A 21,471-nucleotide genomic window follows, 5' to 3' on the forward strand; every position below is an offset into this window, starting at 1 on the left:
CTAAAAGTACTTAAGGTAGGCGTGAAGTAGCAAATACGCCTGCTGGATCAAAGGCGGCTCTTAGGCGTGCTTGTACTGCCTCTAAAGCAGTTGAGTGCGCTTGCTCACTCAGGAGGGTAAAGCGTTGCTTGCTTGAATCCACACCGCTCGCTTGCTTAAACCGAGTAGCATGTCCACCATGGGTATGGGCTAAGGCTTTGAAGCATGCAAAAGTAGCATCATCACCAGGTGCTTTAATCCAGCGCTGCTGACCATGCCATTCCAAAGCAATGTCGCCAACGGTGCTTTCAATTGCTAGTGGGCCACATGCGGCTGGTAGGGCTAAGCGATAGAGTGTGTCAGTGCTATTTAGGCATGTGAAAACAGCTAAGCGCTGTTCACGTAAGTCGGCCCAAAATATCTGCGCAACTGCTGGATCAATTTCAATAGCATCGATAGCAGCATTCATCAGGGGAATGGCAGCTTTAACGGCTGCAAGCGCACCGGCCAAACGAATAGTCAGCTCACCATCTTGCCTTGGTTCACCGATCCAACAGCTGGCCGATAGTGGCAGTGGTTGCCCAGCCCATTCATTTAAAACTCGTAAGGCTTTTTCTTGAGAGATCTGGCAGCGTAAAGTGGCCGTCGCCGCTGGCTTTGGCAGCACCTTTACGGAGGCCTCGAGCAATAGTGACAAGGTTCCCATGGATCCAGGTAGCAAGCGTGAAACGTCATATCCAGCTACGTTCTTCATCACCTTGCCGCCAAAGGATAAATCTTGACCTTTACCATCCAGGATGCGCGTGCCAAGAACAAAGTCACGCAAGTTACCAACGCTAATTCGTCCAGGCCCTGCTAAGCCTGCGGCAATGGCGCCACCAAAAGTTGCGGTATCACCAAAATGGGGTGGTTCAAAAGCTAGCACTTGATTCTTTTCAGCTAGAGCTGCTTCAATTTCCTTTAATGGCGTACCAGCACAAGCCGTAATCACTAACTCTTCAGGCTGGTACTCCAAGATGCCAGAGTAAGGGCGGGTATCTAACTTGGCATAGGAGTTAGCGTTGCCATACCAAGACTTTGTGCCACCACCTTCAATGGATAGCGGTGTTTTGTTTTTGGCTGCCGCCAAAATTTGCTCACGAAATAAATCAATATTCATATTATTGGACTGAGACATTAGAAGCGCTCCAACTCAGGATGCGGAAGATTGCCGCCACTAATGCGCATACGACCATATTCAGCGCAGCGATTTAATGTAGGGATAGCCTTATCAGGATTTAATAATCGTTCAGGGTCAAATGCTGCTTTAACCCCCCAGAAAGATTCGCGCTCACCTTCACCAAATTGAACGCACATGGAATTGATCTTTTCAATGCCAACACCATGCTCACCGGTAATCGTGCCATCAAGCTCAACACAGGCTTCTAAAATCTCAGTTCCGAATTCTTCAGCGCGATGCCACTCTTCTTGATCGGCGCCGTTAAATAAAATGAGAGGATGCATATTGCCATCGCCCGCATGAAATACGTTCAAGCAAGCAAGGCCATATTTCTTTTCCATTCCCTGAATGCGTCTTAGTAGGGTGCCAATATTTCTGCGTGGGATCGTGCCGTCCATGCAGTAGTAGTCAGGCGCTAAGCGTCCAGCTGCAGGGAATGCATTCTTACGACCACTCCAAAACTTGAGGCGCTCGGCTTCATTCTGAGAAATCTGAATACCGCTAGCGCCTGCTTGTTCGAGCACTTTAGTCATGCGCTCAATTTCTTCAGCAACCTCTTCGGGCGTACCGTCTGACTCGCACAGAAGAATGGTCTCGGCCTCGAGGTCATAGCCTGCATGAACAAATTCTTCTACGGCACGAGTGGTAGCTTTATCCATCATCTCTAAGCCGGCAGGAATAATGCCAGCAGCAATAATGGCAGCAACTGCATCCGCCCCTTTTTCAATATCGTCAAAGCTCGCCATGATGACGCGCGCCAATTTTGGCTTAGCAATTAACTTCACAGTAACTTCAGTGACAACCGCAAGCATGCCTTCGCTACCCATCACGATTGCTAATAAATCAAGTCCTGGGGAGTCTGGAGCAAGACTGCCAAATTCCACAATCTCGCCGTTCATCAAAATGCCGCGGACTTTTAAAACGTTGTGAAGCGTGAGTCCATATTTAAGACAGTGCACACCACCAGAGTTTTCATTCACATTACCGCCAATAGAGCAGGCAATCTGTGATGATGGATCTGGCGCGTAATAGAGGCCAAGATGGGCAACTGCTTCGGAGATGGCCAAATTCCGTACACCTGGTTGCACCACCGCAGTTCTGGTGAAGGGATCAATGCTGACAATCTTTTTGAGCTTAGCTAGCGAGAGCACTAAACCCTGGGAAATGGGCATGGCACCACCAGATAGGCCTGTGCCAGATCCGCGTGGAACGATGGGCACTTGCATCTCAAAGCAAATCTTCAGAATCTGAGCAACTTGCTCCTCGGTCTCTGGAAGGGCAACTGCCAGTGGCATGCGTCGATAGGCTGCTAAACCGTCACATTCGTAGGGAATCGTGTCCTCAGGCTCCCACAGCAATGCATGCTCCGGGAGGATGGGGCGCAGGGCCGATACCAATTTAGATTGAAGGGCTGTAATAGCCGCGAGCTCGGGGGGTGGGGTCACCATATTCATAGGAATCATTTTAGCCATTTACCTATAATTAGTTTTATGGGAAATCGACTTTCAAAAATAGCCACCAGAACTGGTGATGCAGGCATGACCGGGCTTGGCGATGGTAGCCGAGTGGAAAAGGATCATCTGCGCATCTGCGCTATGGGTGATGTGGATGAATTGAACTCCGAAATCGGTGTTTTGATGACTGAATCGATCCCCGAGAGTCTTGCTGAAGAGTTAAAAACTTTATTTTTGCAAGTGCAGCATGATTTATTTGATTTGGGTGGCGAGCTTTGTATTCCCAATTACACCTTGCTCAAACCAGAGCATGTTGCTCAGTTAGATATTTGGCTTGAAAAATACAATGCCACTTTGCCTCCTTTAACTGAATTTATTCTCCCGGGTGGAACACGTGCAGCTGCTCAGGCACACGTATGCCGAACAGTTTGTAGGCGTGCCGAACGTTCGATTGTGCGTTTAGGTTGGGAGGAGCCTCTGTACGATGCTCCACGTCAATACGTCAATCGCTTGTCCGATCTCTTGTTTGTATTAGCACGCGTACTCAATCGTGCGGCGGGTGGTCAAGACGTTCTTTGGAAGCACGAAAAAAAAGAGACTAAATAAATTAGTATCTTTTTAATTCAATAAAGCTGCATCACTTTATTTCACAGTTTCTTATTTCTTTGCTTTTCTGCGGTTCTTTACAGCCAAAGCTAAGCGTTGTAATACATTAACTGAGTCTTCCCAGTTAATGCAGGCATCAGTAATGCTCTTACCGTACTCCAATTTACTCGGATCATCTTTTCCAGGCGAGAATTTCTGGGCACCATCATTCAGGTGGCTCTCGATCATCACACCAAAAATTTGGTGTGAGCCAGATTCAATTTGTTCGGCAATATTTTCTGCCACCACAATTTGAAGCTCATGTTTTTTGCTGGAGTTTGCATGCGACAAGTCAACCATCAAACTGGCTGGAAGCTTTGCTGCTTCTAGCTCAGAGCAGGCTGCTTGCACATACTGCGCTTCATAGTTAGGCTCTTTACCGCCGCGCAAAATAACGTGACAGTCCTTGTTACCTTTGGTTTCAACAATAGAAACCTGACCATTTTTATGTACTGATAAGAAATGGTGTGGGCGGCTAGCCGCTTGAATTGCATCGGTAGCGATCTTAATATTGCCATCAGTGCCATTCTTAAATCCGATTGGTGCAGACAAACCTGAAGCAAGCTCACGGTGAACTTGGCTTTCAGTTGTGCGTGCTCCGATAGCGCCCCAAGAAATGAGGTCAGCAATATATTGCGGAGAAATAACATCCAAGAATTCGCTACCAGCAGGCATACCAAGGCGATTAATTTCCATCAATACTTGACGAGCGATTCGCAAACCTTCTTCAATGCGATAGCTCTCATCTAAGTACGGGTCATTAATCAAGCCCTTCCAGCCAACAGTCGTGCGTGGTTTTTCAAAATAGACGCGCATCACAATTTCGAGCTCACCAGAAAAACGATCACGTTCAGCAAGTAGTCGTTGGCAATACTCTAACGCTGCACGGGGATCATGAATCGAGCAAGGCCCGATGATGACAAGAAGACGATCATCTTTTCCATGAATGATGTCGCGAATCTTTTTACGCGTTTTGCTAATGAGGGCTTCAGTCGGTGTTCCCGAGATTGGGAAGAAGCGAATTAAATGCTCTGGGGGTGGCAGAACGGTAATGTTGTGAATGCGTTGATCATCCGTGTCTGACGTTTTATCGACGGCAGCGTACCAGTTTGCGGGATTAGTATTTTGTTGGCTCATACGGCTATTTTAAGCCGTATTAAGCGGTTCCCCCGACAGTCAGGCTGTCGATGCGTAAAGTTGGCTGCCCAACGCCCACGGGGACGCTCTGACCTTCTTTGCCGCAAACCCCAATGCCACCGTCTAATTTCAGGTCATTTCCGATCATGGAGACCTGTTTTAGGGACTCCGGACCGCTACCAATAATGGTGGCACCTTTTACTGGGTATTGAATTTTGCCGTTTTCTACCCAATAGGCTTCTGAGGCTGAAAACACGAATTTACCGCTAGTAATATCGACTTGACCCCCTCCAAAGTTTACTGCGTAGAGGCCGCGTTTGATGCTGGCTACGATTTCTTGGGGGTCATCTTTGCCAGCCAACATGTAAGTATTGGTCATGCGGGGCATTGGTAGGGAGGCAAAACTCTCGCGTCGACCGTTTCCAGTCAGAGGCATATTCATCAGACGAGCATTCAGGCTGTCTTGAATATAGCCTTTCAAAATGCCGTCTTCAATCAGGGTAGTGCACTGGGTAGGTGTACCTTCATCATCAATATTGAGTGAGCCGCGACGACCAGAGAGGGTTCCATCATCTACGACGGTGACACCCTTAGCGGCAACGCGCTGTCCAATACAGCCGGCAAAAGCAGATGAACCCTTGCGATTAAAGTCGCCTTCAAGGCCGTGACCTACTGCTTCATGCAATAGCACTCCAGGCCATCCTGGACCCATGACTACGGTCATTGGTCCGGCAGGAGCGGGGCGAGAGTCTAAGTTAATCAATGCGCCATCCACAGCTTCATCAACATATTGATTAATGAGCTCAGTATTGAAGTAATGGTAATCATGACGAGCGCCGCCGCCTGAGGATCCAGACTCGCGACGGCCATTTTGTTCGGCGATCACATGTACTGATACTCGTACTAGAGGGCGTACGTCGGCAGCTAGTAAGCCATCAGCTCGAACTACAAGCACCACATCAAACTCACCAGCCAAGCTAGCCATCACTTGAATGATGCGGGGATCACGGGCTTTTGCGCGACGCTCAATACCTTCAAGTAAGGCAATCTTTTCTTGTGGTGCCAGTGAATCTAAGGGATTTAAGTCTGAGTAGAGTTCGTTGGATGCGGGTGTAAATATTTTGCTCGCAACAGCTCGTGTACCGCCTTGAGGGCCAATTACACGGGTGGATTTAGCCGCCTTGTTGAGAGCTTCTAAATTAATTTCATCAGAATAAGCAAAGGCAGTTTTATCGCCATAGATCGCGCGCACTCCAACACCTTGATCAATGCTAAAGCTACCGGATTTGACAATGCCCTCTTCTAGACTCCAGCTCTCGCTGCGGGTATGTTGGAAGTAAAGGTCGGCATCGTCGAGCTGATGCGTAAACATGTTGCCGAAGGTATGATGCAAATCTTGCTCAGAAAGGCCAGTTGGTTCAAGCAGAATAGATTTAGCCAGCTTAAGAAGGTCAGCCTGCTTCTTGGGTTTAGTCCAATCACTCGGAAATAATGCTTCTGGTGCTCTCATCTTGATTTAGCTGAACTTTCTGTATTAAAGCTTGCGGTGTTTTAGTGCGGGTAGCTTAGAGCGTACCTCTTTTAATTTATCTTTGCTGAGTGTGCCCTGAATAAAACCTTGACCTTCAGGAAGCTTGCTCAATATCTCCCCCCAAGGATCAATTAGCATGCTTTCACCCCAGGTGCGGCGCTGATTAAGATGAACGCCGCCTTGGGCTGAGGCTAAAACATAGCATTGGTTTTCAATAGCGCGGGCGCGCAGCAGAATTTCCCAATGGTCTTTGCCGGTAGTGTAAGTAAATGCAGCTGGAATGATGTGGCAATCAACTTGCCCAAGCGAGCGATATAACTCTGGAAAACGTAGGTCGTAACAGATGCTTAAGCCAAAACGCCAGTCAACTTCATTGAGCCTGATTGTAAATTGACCGGGTTGGCTACCTGCAGCAATAGTTTCAGATTCCTCGTAGCGCTCTGTATCAGTCTGAAAGCCAAATAAATGAATTTTGTCGTAGCGGGCGATTTGCTTGCCTAAAGGATCAAACACCAGGGAAGTGTTGAGAACTTTGTTCGACTCTTTAGCCTCTAGAGGTATGGTGCCAGCAACCAGAAAGATATTGTTTTCTTGTGCCACAGCTGCAAGGCGTTCTTGAATTAGGCCCGAGCCTGCAACTTCTCTCACATTTACCTTATCAGTATCTTTTAAACCCATCAAGCAAAAATATTCTGGAAGAACGGCAAGCTGAGCCCCGCTCTCCGCAGCAGCTTTAGCCAAATATGCTGCAACTTCGAGGTTCTCATTAAGACTAGGGGTCGATACCATTTGTATCGATGCTACGTTGAGTTCAGAAGTATTTCTTGGCATATTCATCTGCTTAGCCTGGCATTTGGGTAGAAGGAGTTTGATTATTAGGTGGGATTACGGGCGCGGAATTAGGCGAGCTAGGTTTAGTTTGCTCTTTCAGGAGATTCTTAGTGCGAATTGTCTCTAGCGTTTTCGCATCAAGTGGTTGGCCCTTCTGATCAAGCGGAATCACTTCCGGATTCTCCCAAGAGCCCTGAATCAAATAATCCGTTTGTAAAGTGCGATTAATTTGATTGGTAATGAGGTACTGACCCACTACCGCTCCTAGACCGATAATAGGGTTGATCACGAATGCCGCTAGTGATCCAGCGGTAGCATCAATTGTGGGGAAAATAGTGACGCGAAGATCTTGCGACTCATTGGGGAAATTAATTTGTCCGGTCATCGCTACACGAGCTTGATCTAGGATCATGGTGAATTGCTTGGTTTGTGCAATTCCCTGTGCGATCTCAAAGTTGCTATTTATTGTGTTAAAGGGAGTGCCTTTGGTTGCCAGGTTGCCTAGACTGCCCTTTAAGTCAAAAGTGGCAAATCTAAATAAACTTTGCAGACTTAGAATGTCCAGTAATTTTGCTCCATCGGTATTGACTTCGAGTAGGCGACCCTTAGCAAGGTCAAGGCTAATGTCACCCGCAAGAGAATCATAGTTTGGTGAAAAGGGAGACCCAGACCACGAGAGTACAGCATTGAGTTTTCCTTCACCACCTTCTACCGACTTAGAGTTACTCCAATGGGAAATGATTTGTCCTGCATCTTTGATATTCACATCTGCAGTGAATGAGCTCAATTCATTATTTTTTGGAGTACGGGCAAGCCATTGACCCTTGATTATCGAGTTGCCTTGTGGATTATTAATCTGAATGGACTCGACCTTCATGAGATCCTGACTAGTTCTAGATTTGATCTTCACTGCGCCTAGCTTTGCTTTTGTCCAGCTCAAGTCATCGATTGATAAATCTAAGCTGGGAATCGCGTTGGGGCTGACGGGCGTCTTCAGGGAGGATGATTTTTGTGGCGCATCTTCCTTATTTGGTAAGTCTGGAGCTGCGCGTTGATCTGGCATCTTCAGGCGCGTGAGTCTCCCAGTAATAAATCCGCTCGGATGATCGATGCTACTGGATTGCCATTGCACTTGACCAGCAATTTGTGGGGCATTCAAGCGCAGTTGCCAGACTGTATTTTTCTTCTGAGACTGCATACTGACGTCAGTCCATTCGCGGTCCAGGGCAATTAATTTTTTCACTTGAGCGGATACTTGGATACCGTCCTCAGGCGCGTCGGATTGCTTAAAATCACTCGCTTTATTCGTTGATTTATCCGCTCCAAAAAACTCTATCCATTGATCGAGATTGAGTTCATTGCTGGCCAGGTGGAAAGAAGTACCTTGTTGCGGAAGTGGCGTTGGGGTTCCTACTCCCAATGCATTTTTTACGTCATTGGCTGAATTAAGGTTTCCCTGGAGGAAATATTGGTCTCCCAGTTTTCCAGACCAATCTGCGCGCACTGGATTGCTCTTACTTGCTGGATAAGTTTTTAAGCTCAATTCGCCCAACATAGGAGCGCCAGCTAATTTCTTGGCGGGTGCTGGGGCAGAGCTTGCCCAATTACGTAAATCAAACTTCAAATTGGTTTGGCTGCCAGCCTTATTAAAGTTGATCAAGCCTTCATATTTAGCTGATCCACTCATTGCAGTCAAAAGTGCGGGATGAGTTCGAGACTTTAAATTTCCCGAAATATAGTCTTTTATAAAGCTGGCGTTGATGTCACCACCAATGCTGAAGCTAGTGTTGCCTACTGCAGATGGTGCGCTAGAAATCTTCAGGGCTCCACCTAAAAAGTTTGCAGTGACATTTTCGAACTCTGGATTGACCTCGGTAATTCGCAACTTACCCTTTAGGTTCTCTAATGGGGGAGCTTGTCCCCATTGAGCTTGATTTCCGGGGAGATTAATTTTTACATCAAAGTTAACATCGTCACTTCCAGACAATGGGATTTTTAAATCAAGACCCAAATTCACTGGGCCTTTGAGGATGAGATTCTTTGCCAGGTTCGCTTGTTGAACGCCCACAGGTGATGCGAATACGTACTCAAGAATTTCAGAGCCATCCCCTTCGATCGATCCATTGATGAATAAGGTGAGATTTTTAGCGCTGAGATTCGGGATTTGAGATTTGACGGCGGTAAGCGCTACTTTTTTATAACTTGCTTTATCGATGTCAATATTAAGAACTGCCTGCCTAATGTCGATGTTGCCGCTGACATTACTAAATGCTTGCCAAACTCCTTGGCTTCTCGGAAGTAAGGGTGCCGGCTTGAAGCTTGCTTTGGAGAAAGGTAGGTGCAAGCTGAGTTCCCCAGCAGTTCCGCTTGGGTAAGGTGCTTGATTCGGGTCGCCCTTGATGTGTAAAGAGCCATTTTGAATCTCTCCAGAATCAAAAGCTTTGCTTAGGTATAGCCGGCTATCTTTATCCATCCCAACAGGTAGATAGCGATGTGCTGTCGCTAATTTCGCCTTAACGAATTCCATATCTAGCGTCATTTGATCGGGCTGCTTGGTAGCGCCGATCAGGTAGTTAAGATCAAAATTGGTGGTGATTTCGGAGTTGCTGAGCTGCATTTTTTTAGCATTGATTAACCAGCCCCCTTTTTGTTTGGACCAATTGATATTCCCTTTTGCGCGATCTAATTGAATCTCAGAGTCAGATAGAAAATCATTCATCACCAACTCAAGATTGCTGGAGTCAAGCGTAAAGTTGCCTTGCTTCTGATTGCTGACTAAGTTGCCAGATAAATGTGAAGCTGAGGGCATTGATTTATTTACCCCTGTGAAGCTAATGTCATTGAGCTTTGCGCTGATAGTGAAATCGAGCTTGTTGGAAGAAAACCAATTTCCTGGTATGGGTAAGGCCGCAAGGGCGGATTGACTCTCAGACCAATTCATATCCAAATTCTGAAGCTCGCCATCCGCCTCAGAAGTTTTTATCCACTGATGAATCTTTTTTGGGAGTGGAAGATTGAGTGCAAAGAGTGCAATATCTTCCATTTGTATTTTGGGTGAAGAGAGGCCGAACTCTTTGATCTCGCCACCATCTTTTGGTGAGCGCCAGCGGAAAGTAATCGGACTTAATTTATCTAAGGGGGCAGTGGCGGGGCTGTCGATATTGCGCCATGACAAAGTTTTTGTTGTGATGGAATTGAGGCCGCCATCCGTGTCTTGCACTAGATCAGTTTCTAGCCTGCCAAATTCAACCGGATCTTCACCTTTATTTAATTGCACTATAAGTTGATCGGCTATTAAGGATATTTGTCCGCCATTGACCTTCCCGCCATCAAGCCCCAGATTGCCTTTGGAGTTGAGTTTCCCGGCCAAGTCATATAGCGGAAGGCTGAGATCTTTGGAAATTCGACCCAGGTTCAGTTCAGAAAGTTCCCATGTAAAACTTCCGACCCAGTCCCGCCAATCGCCCGCTTGTCCAGCAAGATGGTGAACAAATTCAGCCTGGAGTTTGATTGGGTTGGGGCTCCAAGGCGTTTGCGTGATTAGCTCAGCATCATGACTGCGAATGCCATTAGTGAGATGAGCACGTTGAATATCAATAGAGGTTTTTAGCTTGCGACTTTGTTGATCTTCCCAAAAAATTTTGACATTGCTAATTTGGATATCATTTTGAGCAAATAACCAATTCTCAGTTGCAAAATTATCAGCGCTGCTATGAATGGGAATTCCGCCAATAGAAACTTCGCCTTTGACATCTCGTTGTGCGTACAGTTGAACCTGATCAAGGGTGATTTCATGAAAATAGGGGGCTAGGTGATAAAAAGACAACCAGCTGAGTTGTCCGCTGATATCTTGAATGAATAATGATGGAGTAGACGAATTTGGATTGTTAAAGCGCAATCCCTGAATTGCAAAGCTCGGGCGAATTCCAGTCCAAGAGACCTGCACGGCATCCATCGTGACATTGGCGCCTAAGCGCGAACTCATGAGGCGCTCTAGGGTGGGCTTCGATTTCTCAATCTGAGGCCATAAAACAAAACGTACCCCAAGATGGCCAAGTACAAAAAACACCACCGTGATGCCGGCAAGGATGAGGGCACGCTTACGCCAACGACTGCCAGAACCTGGAGGACGTTTTTGAAGCACGCTCTGCAGGCGAGTCCGGATAATATTTCGAAGCATGGACTCTATTATCCGTCAGCCATTGGGCGATCTCCAAGCTTCTGAGGTTTGTGTCTAAAGTCGGATTAATATGGAGAAATGACCGAATTTGCCGCCCAAATTGAATTTTTAAAGCAGCACTCCAGCTACGCTCAACGCTGGCTTAATTCTCACCCTGAATGGGAGGATTGGCTCCAGTCTCAAGCCGCCTTTAAGGTCGATGTCTCGGGTATTCGGGGTTTACTGAGCCCTTGTCAGGATGCTTTAGCACTTCCGGAGCAGGATGAGGCTCAATTTATGGCGGATCTGAGGCTGGCGAGGCAGCGTCTTATGCTCTGGGTTGCCTGCCGAGATCTCAATGGTATGGCCGATCTCAATGAGGTGACTCATGCACTGAGTCATTTCGCTGAGGAGGCGCTGGCTCTTTCGATTGCCTATATACGCGAGGATCTACAGCGTCGTTTTGGCATTCCTTGGAGCTCAGTCACGGACTCGGAGATGCCCTTGATGGTGGTGGGTATGGGTAAGTTAGGCGGTCTAGAGCTTAATCTCTCCTCTGATATTGACCTCATTTTTTTGTACGAGCATGAGGGCGATACTCAGGGCGGCCCCAAAAGCTTGTCCTATCACGAGTGGTTTACTCGCATGGGTAAACGTTTGATTAAGCTCATGGCAGAGCATGATGCAAATGGCTTTGTATTTCGGGTGGATATGCGCCTGAGGCCAAATGGAGATTCAGGCCCTTTAGTTTGTAGTCTCGACATGCTTGAGGAATACTTGCTGGTACAGGGTAGAGAGTGGGAGCGCTACGCTTGGATTAAGGGTAGGTTAATTTCACCATTGCCCGACTCACCCGCCTTTGCTTATTGTGAGCGTGAGCTCGATCAATTGATTCGCCCCTTTGTTTATCGCCGTCATTTAGATTACGGCGTGATTGCCTCCATCCGTGAATTGCATGCGCAGATTCAGCATGAAGCTGAGAAGCGTTCATCCAATCATCATGGTCGATCCAGGGATATTAAGTTGGGTCGTGGTGGCATCCGTGAAATTGAGTTCTTGGCGCAAATGTTTCAGTTGATGCGTGGAGGTACAGATCCTCGCTTTCGCATTCGACCTACTTTAGAAGTGTTGGATTTGATAAAGCAGCAAGGCATTTTGCCGGTTGATGAGGTGGATGATCTTAAGGCGGCTTACGTTTACCTGCGTCGCTTAGAGCATCGGATTCAGGTTTGGGAGGATCAACAGACGCATTATTTACCTGAAGATGAGAGCACTCGTACTCGCTTGGCGGCGAGTATGACTGGCCCCAATCAAATTCAAGAGCAGTCCGCATTCCTTTCGAAGCTTGACCAACACCAAGCAGCAGTAGCCCAGTACTTTGAAAAAGCGTTTGTACTGGATGATGCTGCGCGTCTCGACAGTGCATCATTGCCTGCAGGATGGGCGCCTGATAGCACTCTGTTTCCAGAGGCTGTGGCGCGGTGGTTGGTATGGGCTGATAGCTCTAAGCAGAGACAGTTGCCAGAAAAAAGCAGAATCATCTTTAACAACCTCATTCGCAAGGCTGCAGATAGCCTACAAGCGGATCAGCCGATTGGGATTAGTGCGGACCATACCTTACTTCGTTTTTTTGATTTGTTGGAAGCAGTTGCCCGTCGCAGTGCGTATTTGTCGATTCTTGCTGAGTATCCACAGGCGCTATCGAATGTATTGGCTTTACTCAAAGCCTCTCAATGGGGTGCAGAGTATTTAACTAGACATCCCCATCTCTTGGATTACTTGCTCAACTCGCGTACTGAAAAGGCGTTGATTGAGAACCCCGAGCAGTACTGGCTAGAAGTTACAGCTACTTTGAAAATGCGCCTAGATGACGTGATGTCTGATGGTGATGGCTCAGAGCAGGCGATGGATATTTTGCGCATTACCCACCATACCGAAACCTTCATTACCTTGCTGGCAGATTTGGGAATTGGTGTCGATCATGAGCTTTCTGTGGAGAAGGTCAGCGATCATTTATCTGCTTTAGCCGACTTAATATTACAGACCACTTTTGAACGTGTGTGGTCAAGCGTAGCTAATAAGTTTGAATTACCGCTTGATGCAACTGTGCCATTTGCAGTGATCTCCTATGGAAAGTTAGGTGGTAAAGAGTTGGGATATGCCTCGGACTTGGACTTGGTTTTCTTGTATCAAGCCGAGGAAACAGATTTTGCCGCTCAAGAAATTTATGCCTTACTCGCTAAGCGGATGATCAACTGGTTAACCGCCTATACATCGGCTGGCAGCCTATTTGAAATCGATACACGTTTGCGCCCAAATGGCTCCGCAGGATTTTTAGTAACGAATGCCGATGCGTTTAAGAAATACCAGTTACGCGAGGGCGATAACGCTGCATGGGTTTGGGAGCATCAAGCCCTAACGCGCGCAAGGTTCTCCGCGGGAAGTAAGGTTGTTGGAGGGTTCTTTGACGATGTTCGTTCTGAGGTTTTAAGTCAGAAGCGCGATGTTGATCAGTTGCGTCATGAGATTTTGGAAATGCGCCGCAAGGTTCATGCCGGGCATCCAAACCCTACCCCCGATTTTGATTTAAAGCATGATGCCGGAGGCATGGTCGATATTGAATTCATCGTGCAATTTTTAGTCTTGGCATTTTCAAATACCCACCCACAGCTTATTGGCAACCTGGGGAATATCGCCTTACTACGAATAGCTGGAGAGGTGGGTTTAATTCAGGTCTCAATGGCTCAAGAGGTTGCCGATGCTTATCGTCTGCTCCGAGCGCGTCAACATCGCTTACGTTTAGATGGTGCTGAAAAGACGCGGGTAGATTTGGGGCTTGAGCCTCAACTGGTTCAAGCAAGAGAAGTGGTGCTGGCTTTATGGCAAGAAATATTTCTTGCCCCTTCGGACGCTTGAAAAACCTAGTTTTTCTCTAACAGTTCTCGAGCGTGTCGACGTGTAGTGTCGGTAATCGTTGCTCCGCCCAACATGCGGGCAACTTCTTCCACTCGCTCAGGCCTTCCAAGCGGCATGACTTGGGAAAGGGTTTTATCGTCCGCCTGAGATTTACTTACCTTCAAATGATGATTGCCTTGTGCAGCTACTTGTGGCAAGTGGGTCACACAGAGAATTTGATGTGATTGGCCAAGCTGCCGCAATAATTTTCCAACCGTCTCCGCAACAGCTCCACCGATGCCGGCGTCAACCTCATCAAATATAAGTGTGGGTGTGAATGATGCTTTGCTGGTGATCACGCTAATGGCTAAGCTAATACGAGCCAATTCACCGCCGGAGGCTACTTTAGCTAATGCACGTGGGGTGCTGCCAGCATGACCTGCAACCAGAAATTCAATTTGCTCTAGACCATGAGCACCACCTTCGGCAAGAGGTAGCAAAGCAATTTCCAGTTGCCCGCCTGCCATGGATAGGTCTTGCATGGCAGTGGTAACTTGTTTTCCTAAATCTAGCGCAGCTTTATTGCGTTTTTGCGAGAGTTGCTTTGCTTGCTTAAGATACGCAAGCTCTTCTTGCTTCACTTTTTCACGTAAAGCTTCAATATTTTGAGAAGCGGTTAATGCCTCTAAACGTTCGGTGGTCTCGATAAGGAGTTTTGGCAAATCATCTGCTTCGGTGCGATATTTTCTAGCTGCGCTATGGAGGGCTTGCATGCGCTCCTCTACTTCGCTGAGACGCGCAGGATCTAAATCGAGTTTTTGCAAATAACGATTGAGACTATGCACCGCTTCATCTATCTGAATTTGTGCTGACTCTAAAGCTTGGCTAATATCGCTGAGTGCGGAGTCGTGCTCTGCTAATCCACTCATGTTGCTGCTGACTTTAGAGAGGGTTGACTCAACTGAGTTATCTGCCTCACTCAGGACATCGATCGCTTCTTGGCAGCCACTAATAATTTTTGCGCCATTAGCTAGACGAGCATGCTCACTTTGAATGGTTGTCCATTCACCTTCTTGCGGAGAAAGTTCAGTGAGTTCCTCCAATTGCCATTCCAAACGTTCGCGCTCGCGCTCAATATCTTGGCCAGCATTTTCTGCTTGCTCTAGTTTGCGACGTGATTCATTGAGGGTTTTAAATAATTGAGAGACCTCGGCGGCCAGATCCATATGATTCGCATGGCGATCCAATAGTTCACGTTGCGCACCACCTTTGAGTAATAGTTGATGCGCGTGTTGCCCATGAATATCTACTAATTGATCGCCTGCTTCACGGAGCTGCGCCAAGGTTGCTACGCTACCGTTAATGAAAGCTCGGCTGCGACCATTTACTTCTACAGTTCTTTTGAGGAGCAGGCTTTGCCCTTCATCTTCAAGTGGAAAGCCTTGTTCATCAAGCCATTGATTGAAGTGATCAATTTGCTGTGGATCAATTCGAAAGAGGGCGCTAATTTCTGCGCGGTTACAGCCTTCACGAATTTGACTGCTATCTGCACGCTCACCCAACACGAGGCTAAGTGCATCTAAGAGAATGGATTTGCCGGCACCTGTTTCACCGGTGAGGACCGTGAAGCCCGAGGAAAGATCTAGCTCTAGCTGGTCAACGATGACAAAGTCACGAAGCGATAGGGTTTGAAGCATGCCTTAGCGTACCGAAAAATTCGACATCAGAATGTCGATGGATACTCATTCCAATGTAACTTTTCTCGCAAGGTTTTGTAGTCACTATGGCTGCGAGGGTGAAGTAGGGTGATTGTTTTTTTAGATTGACTGACTTCAATAGTGTCACCCGATTGCAAGTCGGTTTGGGATTGCATATCAAAGTTCACAATCACTTCTCTGCCATCAACCACCTCGATGCTCACCACAATATCTTGCGGTAATACGATAGGGCGATTGGATAAAGAATGTGGGGCAATAGGTGCCAATAGAATTCCTGCTACCCGGGGATGCAAGATGGGGCCGCCGGCAGACAAGGCATAAGCAGTTGAGCCGGTAGGTGTTGACACAATCAAACCATCGGAACGTTGGTTATACATAAATGAACCGTTAACGCGCACTGCAAGCTCGACCATTCCGGAAATTCCAGAGCGATTAACTACGACATCATTGAGAGCGAGGGCTTGATTAATCTCTTTGCCATTGCGCATCACCACTGCATCAAGCAGTGTTCTGGTGTCCGCTTCGTATTCACCAGCAATAATTTGCGGCAAAACAGTTTGAACATTCTGAATGGGGATGTCGGTCATGTAGCCCAAGCGACCCATATTGATACCCACCAGAGGTACATTGCTGCCAGCCAATTGACGTCCAATACCAAGCATCGTGCCATCACCACCTAAAACGACTGCTAGATCGATGGCACCCGCAAATTCTTCGACTTTTTTAATCGGATAGGCGGTTAGTCCCAAATGGCTTGCGGTAGCGCTTTCGACAAAGACTTCACAGTCTTGCTCAGTTAATAGGGTTGCGAGGTCCTTGAGGCGCTCTTGCATGCCGTCAGCCTGATATTTGCCAACGAGTGCAACCCGGCTAAATGCCTTTTTGCTGGAATTTGGGGATGGGCTTAACATATAACGATTAAACCATACGCATAAAATCCCTTCCACTATGGATGATCGTTCCCGCGCCTTACTGAAAACCCTCATCGAGCGCTATATCGAAGAGGGGCAGCCTATTGGCTCACGCACCCTATCTCGATTCTCGGGATTGGATCTTTCTGCGGCCACGATTCGCAATGTCATGGCGGATTTAGAGGAAATGGGCTTGGTCACTAGCCCCCATACTTCTGCCGGCCGTATTCCGACGCCAAGGGGCTACCGTCTCTTTGTGGATACGATGGTGACCGTCCGCCCCTTGGAAGAAATTGCTACCCGTGAGATGGAAAAAGGCCTTTTGCCAGATTCCCCGCAAAGGGTCATGAACTCAGCTGCGCAAATTCTGTCCAATTTGACTCATTTCGCTGGGGTGGTGATGACACCTAAGCGGGCACAAGTGTTCAAACACATCGAGTTCTTGCGGCTTGGCGAAGGCAAGATACTGCTCATCATGGTGACTCCTGAGGGTGATGTTCAAAACCGCATCCTCCCCACCACACAAGACTACACGCCAAGCCAGTTGGTAGAGGCTGGTAATTACATCAATATGCAGTTCGCTGGTAAGAGCTTTGCTGAAGTGCGAGCACATCTAGCTTCAGATCTTGATAACTTACGCAGTGATATTTCTGGCTTGATGGCTTTGGCGCTTCACAGTGGCGTTAGCGATTACGGCATGGGCCAAGGAGACATGCTGCTATCGGGCGAGCGTCGTTTGCTCAATGTCGGTGACCTCAGTACTAATTTAGATAAGCTCCGCAAGATGTTTGACATGCTGGAGCAGAAGTCGGTACTCATGCAGTTGTTGGATGTATCTAGTCATGCAGACGGCATTCAGATCTTTATTGGTGGTGAAAGTGATTTGCTGCCTTATGAAGATCTCGCCGTCATTAGTGCGCCTTATAGCGTGGATGGTCAGATTGTTGGAACGCTCGGCGTGATTGGCCCTACTCGCATGGCATACGATCGGGTAATTCCGATTGTCGACATTACTTCTAAATTGTTATCAGGCGCATTGAGTTCCCCAGTGGGATCTTGATAGCAATCTCATTTTTAATTTTCTTTAATTAAGACGGATCCTCCTTGAATCAGAACCCTCACTTACGCCCTTCTAAGACAGCAGTGTTATTGCTGAACTTGGGAACTCCTTCTGCGCCAACTGCTAAGGCAGTGAGAGCTTATCTCAAAGAATTTCTATCAGATCCACGCGTTGTAGAAATCCCGCGCATTATTTGGTGGTGCATTTTGAACGGCATTATTTTGCCGATTCGTAGTGGCGCTTCTGCAAAGAAATACGCTTCTATTTGGTTGCCAAAACTAGGTTCGCCATTAATGCATTATTCACGCCTTCAAGCAAAAGAGTTGGGTGAGAAATTTGCTAATCACGGTGAAGTAGTGCTGGTGGATCTAGCCATGCGCTATGGTGAGCCTTCAACCCAGCAAGCCCTGGAAGCCTTGCAGGCACAGGGTATGGAACGTCTTTTGTTGTTACCGCTATACCCGCAGTATTCAGCAACAACGACTGCTTCCAGTTTTGATGAAGTGTTTCGTGTCCTGGGAACATGGCGTAATCAGCCTGAGCTGCGCTTGGTAAAGCACTATCACGACAACCCTGCTTACATCACTGCGTTACGTGATCAAGTGCTCGGCGCATGGGATAAAGATGGCCGTCCAGATTTCGCTGCTGGCGATCGTCTTGTGATGTCTTTCCATGGCTTGCCTAAGCGCAATTTAATGAAGGGTGACCCCTATCATTGCGAGTGCTTAAAAACCGGTCGCCTGCTTGGCGAGTCTTTGGGCTTAGAGCTTGGACAATATTTAGTTACCTTCCAATCTCGCTTTGGTAAAGCGGAGTGGCTCAAACCCTATACAGCCCCAACGATTGAAAAGCTAGGCAAAGAAGGTTGCAAGCGAGTGGATATTTTTTGCCCAGGTTTTCCGGCGGATTGCTTGGAGACTTTAGAAGAGATTGCTATGGAAGCGCGCGAGATCTTTTTGGAGCATGGCGGTAAAGATTACCGTTATATTCCTTGCCTCAATAGCAATCCAAAATGGATCGATGCGATGTACGACATCGCCCAACAACATATGTCAGGTTGGAGCTTAGGTGTGGAGTCTGATGCGGTATTGCAAGAACGTGATCGTCTAGCTGAGTTGGCTAAAGCCAAAATTGCTTAAACTCAGTTGCACTTGAAATTGCTTTAATCGGCCCCATATTGTTGAGAAGTAGCCATTCTGATAGAAAAGTGAATTTGCACCTATGACCCAAGAAAATCAAAATCCATCCCCTGAGCAGGAAAACATTGCCGTTGATCCTCAGGCCGAGGCTGGTGCCAATGCTGCTCCTGCAGAAGCTGAAGCAAAGACGCCTGAGCAAGAGATTGCCGAGTTAAATCAAAAGCTAACGGAGATGCAAGACAACTACCTCCGCGCAAAAGCCGAGGGTGAGAATATTCGTCGTCGTGCTGCCGAGGATGTTTCTAAGGCGCATAAGTTTGCGATTGAGAGTTTTGCCGAGCATCTCGTGCCGGTAACGGATAGCTTGTACGCAGCCTTAAATGCAGAGGCGGTTGATGCCAAAGCCTTTAAAGAGGGTCTGGAAATCACCTTAAAGCAGTTGCTCTCCGCCTTTGAAAAAGGCCGCATGACCGAGATTAATCCAGCTGTAGGCGACAAGTTTGATCCTCACCACCACCAGGCGATTGCTTCCGTACCGTCGGAACAAGAGGCCAATACCGTGGTTTCAGTGCTTCAGAGGGGTTATTCCATCGCTGATCGCATTTTGCGCCCAGCCTTGGTAACCGTGAGCGCACCGAAATAAGTCATTTAAACCCCTAAATTAGGGGTTTTTCACCAAAAAGCGGGATAAAAAGGCAGAAATCTGCCTTTTTTGCATTTTTAGCCCTTGAATTCCTTCTTTTTGACCCCATTTATTGAATATCGATTTATTCGCAGTTTTACGAAATTACACATAACTTAATTTTTTGGAGCCATTATGGGAAAGATTATCGGAATTGACTTAGGAACCACGAACTCGTGTGTATCCGTTGTTGAAAACAATGCACCTAAAGTTGTCGAGAACGCAGAGGGCGGCCGCACAACTCCTTCCATCATCGCTTACGTTGAAGATGGCGAAGTATTAGTTGGCGCACCTGCAAAACGCCAATCAGTCACCAATCCTAAAAACACTATCTACGCAGTGAAGCGTTTGATGGGTCGCAAATTTACTGATGCTGAAGTGCAAAAAGACATCGGTTTGATGCCTTACAAAATTGTTCAAGCGGACAACGGTGATGCTTGGGTTGAAGCGCGTGACAAAAAAATGGCACCACAACAAGTGTCAGCAGAAATTCTGCGCAAAATGAAAAAGACAGCCGAAGACTATCTCGGTGAAGAAGTAACTGAGGCAGTGATTACTGTTCCTGCTTACTTCAACGACAGCCAACGTCAAGCAACTAAAGATGCTGGTCGTATTGCTGGCTTGGACGTCAAGCGCATCATCAATGAGCCAACTGCTGCTGCATTGGCATTCGGCTTAGACAAGCAAGACAAAGTGGATCGTAAGATCGCTGTGTATGACTTGGGTGGCGGTACATTCGACGTATCCATCATTGAAATTGCTAACGTTGACGGTGAGAAGCAGTTCGAAGTGCTCTCTACTAACGGTGATACCTTCTTGGGTGGCGAAGACTTTGACCAACGCATCATTGATTGGATCATTGCTGAGTTCAAGAAAGAGCAAGGCGTAGATTTGAGTAAAGACGTATTGGCCTTGCAACGTTTAAAAGACGCTGCTGAAAAAGCCAAGATTGAATTGTCATCTGCACAGCAAACTGAAATCAATTTGCCATACGTAACTGCTGATGCAGGCGGTCCTAAGCATTTGAACTTGAAGCTCACTCGCGCTAAGTTGGAGTCTTTGGTAGAAGAGCTGATCAACCGTACAGCTGGTCCTTGCTTAACTGCAATTAAAGACGCTGGCGTCAATGTGGCTGACATCGATGACGTGATTTTGGTTGGTGGTCAAACCCGCATGCCTGCAGTTCAGGACAAGGTAAAAGAGATTTTTGGCAAAGAGCCACGTAAGGACGTGAACCCAGACGAAGCAGTTGCTGTTGGTGCTGCGATTCAGGGCTCTGTATTGTCTGGTGATCGTAAGGACGTATTGCTCTTGGACGTAACTCCATTGTCATTGGGTATCGAAACCTTGGGCGGCGTAATGACCAAGATGATTCCGAAGAACACAACTATCCCTACTAAGCATTCACAGGTTTACTCCACAGCGGAAGATAACCAGCCTGCGGTAACCATTAAGTGTTTCCAAGGTGAGCGTGAGATGGCTGCTGCCAACAAATTGCTCGGTGAGTTTAATTTGGAAGGTATTGCTCCAGCACAACGCGGTATGCCACAAATTGAAGTGACCTTTGATATTGATGCCAACGGTATTTTGCATGTAACTGCAAAAGACAAGACGACTGGCAAAGAGAACAAGATCACCATTAAGGCAAACTCTGGTTTGACTGAAGAAGAAATTCAACGCATGGTGAAAGATGCTGAAGCAAATGCCGATGAAGATAAAAAAGCATTGGAACTAGTAACAGCGCGCAACACTGCCGATGCTTTGGCTCACTCAACCAAGAAAGCCTTGGAAGAGCATGGCTCCGCATTAGAGGCTTCCGAGAAAGAAGCAATCGAAGCTGCCCTGAAAGAATTGGATGAGGCAATCAAGGGTAGTGATAAAGCTGCTATTGAAGCTAAGACTGAGGCTTTGGGTAAAGCTAGTCAGAAGTTAGGCGAAAAAGCCATGGCTGCTGAACAGGCTAAAGCTGGTGGTGCCGCTCCTGGCGCAGCTCCTGGTGGCGCGCAAGCTGCCGCTCCGGATGCTGACGTAGTGGATGCGGATTTCAAAGAAGTGGACGATAAGAAGTAATCCCTTATATTGAAAGCTATTTAACGTAGTTTAGAAGTACT

14 protein-coding genes are annotated in these 21,471 nt (G+C 47.3%); 6 read left to right on the forward strand and 8 right to left on the reverse strand.

Annotated features, from left to right (window positions below):
* Window positions 1–10: 10 nt before the first annotated feature.
* Together glcE and ICN11_RS08760 are read right to left on the reverse strand one after the other, a co-directional pair.
* Entirely contained in the window at window positions 11–1,156 is a 1,146-nt protein-coding gene (gene glcE / locus ICN11_RS08755) for a glycolate oxidase subunit GlcE (protein WP_216230053.1), read from the reverse strand.
* Window positions 1,156–2,661, reverse strand: coding sequence for an FAD-linked oxidase C-terminal domain-containing protein (locus tag ICN11_RS08760; RefSeq protein WP_370623621.1), 1,506 nt, complete (start codon window positions 2,659–2,661; stop codon window positions 1,156–1,158). The genes glcE and ICN11_RS08760 overlap by 1 nt, the downstream gene beginning before the upstream one ends.
* A gap of 27 nt (window positions 2,662–2,688) precedes the next feature.
* On the opposite strand from ICN11_RS08760, the gene ICN11_RS08765 reads away from it, so the two are divergent.
* Window positions 2,689–3,258, forward strand: coding sequence for a cob(I)yrinic acid a,c-diamide adenosyltransferase (locus tag ICN11_RS08765; protein ID WP_216230054.1), 570 nt, complete (start codon window positions 2,689–2,691; stop codon window positions 3,256–3,258).
* Window positions 3,259–3,309: 51 nt separating this feature from the next.
* On the opposite strand, the gene ICN11_RS08770 is transcribed toward ICN11_RS08765, so the two are convergent.
* Genes ICN11_RS08770 through ICN11_RS08785 form a run of 4 tightly spaced genes read right to left on the reverse strand, consistent with a single transcriptional unit; the run spans window position 3,310 to window position 10,976 of the window.
* On the reverse strand, window positions 3,310–4,434 hold the full coding sequence (locus ICN11_RS08770) for a 3-deoxy-7-phosphoheptulonate synthase (RefSeq protein WP_216230055.1): 1,125 nt from the start codon (window positions 4,432–4,434) through the stop codon (window positions 3,310–3,312).
* Between the two features lie 19 nt (window positions 4,435–4,453).
* Window positions 4,454–5,944, reverse strand: coding sequence for a metalloprotease TldD (gene tldD / locus ICN11_RS08775; protein ID WP_255539929.1), 1,491 nt, complete (start codon window positions 5,942–5,944; stop codon window positions 4,454–4,456).
* Between the two features lie 24 nt (window positions 5,945–5,968).
* Entirely contained in the window at window positions 5,969–6,802 is an 834-nt protein-coding gene (locus ICN11_RS08780) for a carbon-nitrogen hydrolase family protein (RefSeq protein ID WP_216230056.1), read from the reverse strand.
* Window positions 6,803–6,806: 4 nt separating this feature from the next.
* Window positions 6,807–10,976, reverse strand: a complete 4,170-nt coding sequence (locus tag ICN11_RS08785) for a YhdP family protein (RefSeq protein WP_216230057.1) — start codon at window positions 10,974–10,976, stop codon at window positions 6,807–6,809.
* Between the two features lie 78 nt (window positions 10,977–11,054).
* Between ICN11_RS08785 and glnE the strand changes: the two genes are divergently transcribed.
* On the forward strand, window positions 11,055–13,871 hold the full coding sequence (gene glnE / locus ICN11_RS08790) for a bifunctional [glutamate--ammonia ligase]-adenylyl-L-tyrosine phosphorylase/[glutamate--ammonia-ligase] adenylyltransferase (protein WP_216230058.1): 2,817 nt from the start codon (window positions 11,055–11,057) through the stop codon (window positions 13,869–13,871).
* A gap of 5 nt (window positions 13,872–13,876) precedes the next feature.
* Here the strand turns inward: glnE and recN are convergent, their stop codons facing one another.
* On the reverse strand, window positions 13,877–15,547 hold the full coding sequence (gene recN, locus ICN11_RS08795; RefSeq protein WP_216230059.1) for a DNA repair protein RecN: 1,671 nt from the start codon (window positions 15,545–15,547) through the stop codon (window positions 13,877–13,879).
* Between the two features lie 26 nt (window positions 15,548–15,573).
* A complete protein-coding gene (locus ICN11_RS08800) occupies window positions 15,574–16,479 on the reverse strand; it encodes an NAD kinase (RefSeq protein WP_216230060.1) in 906 nt (301 codons plus the stop codon).
* Between the two features lie 37 nt (window positions 16,480–16,516).
* Here ICN11_RS08800 and hrcA point away from each other — a divergent pair, with 37 nt between their 5' ends.
* The 4 genes from hrcA (at window position 16,517) to dnaK (ending at window position 21,430) form a co-directional block, all read left to right on the forward strand.
* On the forward strand, window positions 16,517–17,539 hold the full coding sequence (hrcA, locus tag ICN11_RS08805; protein ID WP_216230061.1) for a heat-inducible transcriptional repressor HrcA: 1,023 nt from the start codon (window positions 16,517–16,519) through the stop codon (window positions 17,537–17,539).
* Window positions 17,540–17,583: 44 nt separating this feature from the next.
* Window positions 17,584–18,678 (forward strand): ferrochelatase, encoded by a 1,095-nt coding sequence (gene hemH, locus ICN11_RS08810; RefSeq protein WP_216230062.1) that lies wholly within the window; start codon window positions 17,584–17,586, stop codon window positions 18,676–18,678.
* 82 nt (window positions 18,679–18,760) lie between these two features.
* The gene (grpE, locus tag ICN11_RS08815; protein WP_216230063.1) at window positions 18,761–19,321 is read left to right on the forward strand and encodes a nucleotide exchange factor GrpE; all 561 of its coding nucleotides are present in this window, start codon (window positions 18,761–18,763) and stop codon (window positions 19,319–19,321) included.
* Window positions 19,322–19,495: 174 nt separating this feature from the next.
* Window positions 19,496–21,430 carry a molecular chaperone DnaK gene (dnaK, locus tag ICN11_RS08820; protein WP_015421906.1) on the forward strand — a complete coding sequence of 645 codons (1,935 nt, stop codon included), beginning with the start codon at window positions 19,496–19,498 and terminating at the stop codon, window positions 21,428–21,430.
* Window positions 21,431–21,471 lie beyond the last annotated feature (41 nt).

The organism is Polynucleobacter sp. 78F-HAINBA, assembly GCF_018882325.1.
Classification (GTDB): Bacteria; Pseudomonadota; Gammaproteobacteria; order Burkholderiales; family Burkholderiaceae; genus Polynucleobacter.

What these genes read in the sequence shown, in the direction of transcription:
- glcE (WP_216230053.1), bottom strand. Translation starts at nt 1,156, where the DNA reads ATGTCTCAGTCCAATAATATGAATATTGATTTATTTCGTGAGCAAATT.
- ICN11_RS08760 (WP_370623621.1), bottom strand. Translation starts at nt 2,661, where the DNA reads ATGATTCCTATGAATATGGTGACCCCACCCCCCGAGCTCGCGGCTATT.
- ICN11_RS08765 (WP_216230054.1), top strand. Translation starts at nt 2,689, where the DNA reads ATGGGAAATCGACTTTCAAAAATAGCCACCAGAACTGGTGATGCAGGC.
- ICN11_RS08770 (WP_216230055.1), bottom strand. Translation starts at nt 4,434, where the DNA reads ATGAGCCAACAAAATACTAATCCCGCAAACTGGTACGCTGCCGTCGAT.
- tldD (WP_255539929.1), bottom strand. Translation starts at nt 5,944, where the DNA reads ATGAGAGCACCAGAAGCATTATTTCCGAGTGATTGGACTAAACCCAAG.
- ICN11_RS08780 (WP_216230056.1), bottom strand. Translation starts at nt 6,802, where the DNA reads ATGAATATGCCAAGAAATACTTCTGAACTCAACGTAGCATCGATACAA.
- ICN11_RS08785 (WP_216230057.1), bottom strand. Translation starts at nt 10,976, where the DNA reads ATGCTTCGAAATATTATCCGGACTCGCCTGCAGAGCGTGCTTCAAAAA.
- glnE (WP_216230058.1), top strand. Translation starts at nt 11,055, where the DNA reads ATGACCGAATTTGCCGCCCAAATTGAATTTTTAAAGCAGCACTCCAGC.
- recN (WP_216230059.1), bottom strand. Translation starts at nt 15,547, where the DNA reads ATGCTTCAAACCCTATCGCTTCGTGACTTTGTCATCGTTGACCAGCTA.
- ICN11_RS08800 (WP_216230060.1), bottom strand. Translation starts at nt 16,479, where the DNA reads ATGTTAAGCCCATCCCCAAATTCCAGCAAAAAGGCATTTAGCCGGGTT.
- hrcA (WP_216230061.1), top strand. Translation starts at nt 16,517, where the DNA reads ATGGATGATCGTTCCCGCGCCTTACTGAAAACCCTCATCGAGCGCTAT.
- grpE (WP_216230063.1), top strand. Translation starts at nt 18,761, where the DNA reads ATGACCCAAGAAAATCAAAATCCATCCCCTGAGCAGGAAAACATTGCC.
- dnaK (WP_015421906.1), top strand. Translation starts at nt 19,496, where the DNA reads ATGGGAAAGATTATCGGAATTGACTTAGGAACCACGAACTCGTGTGTA.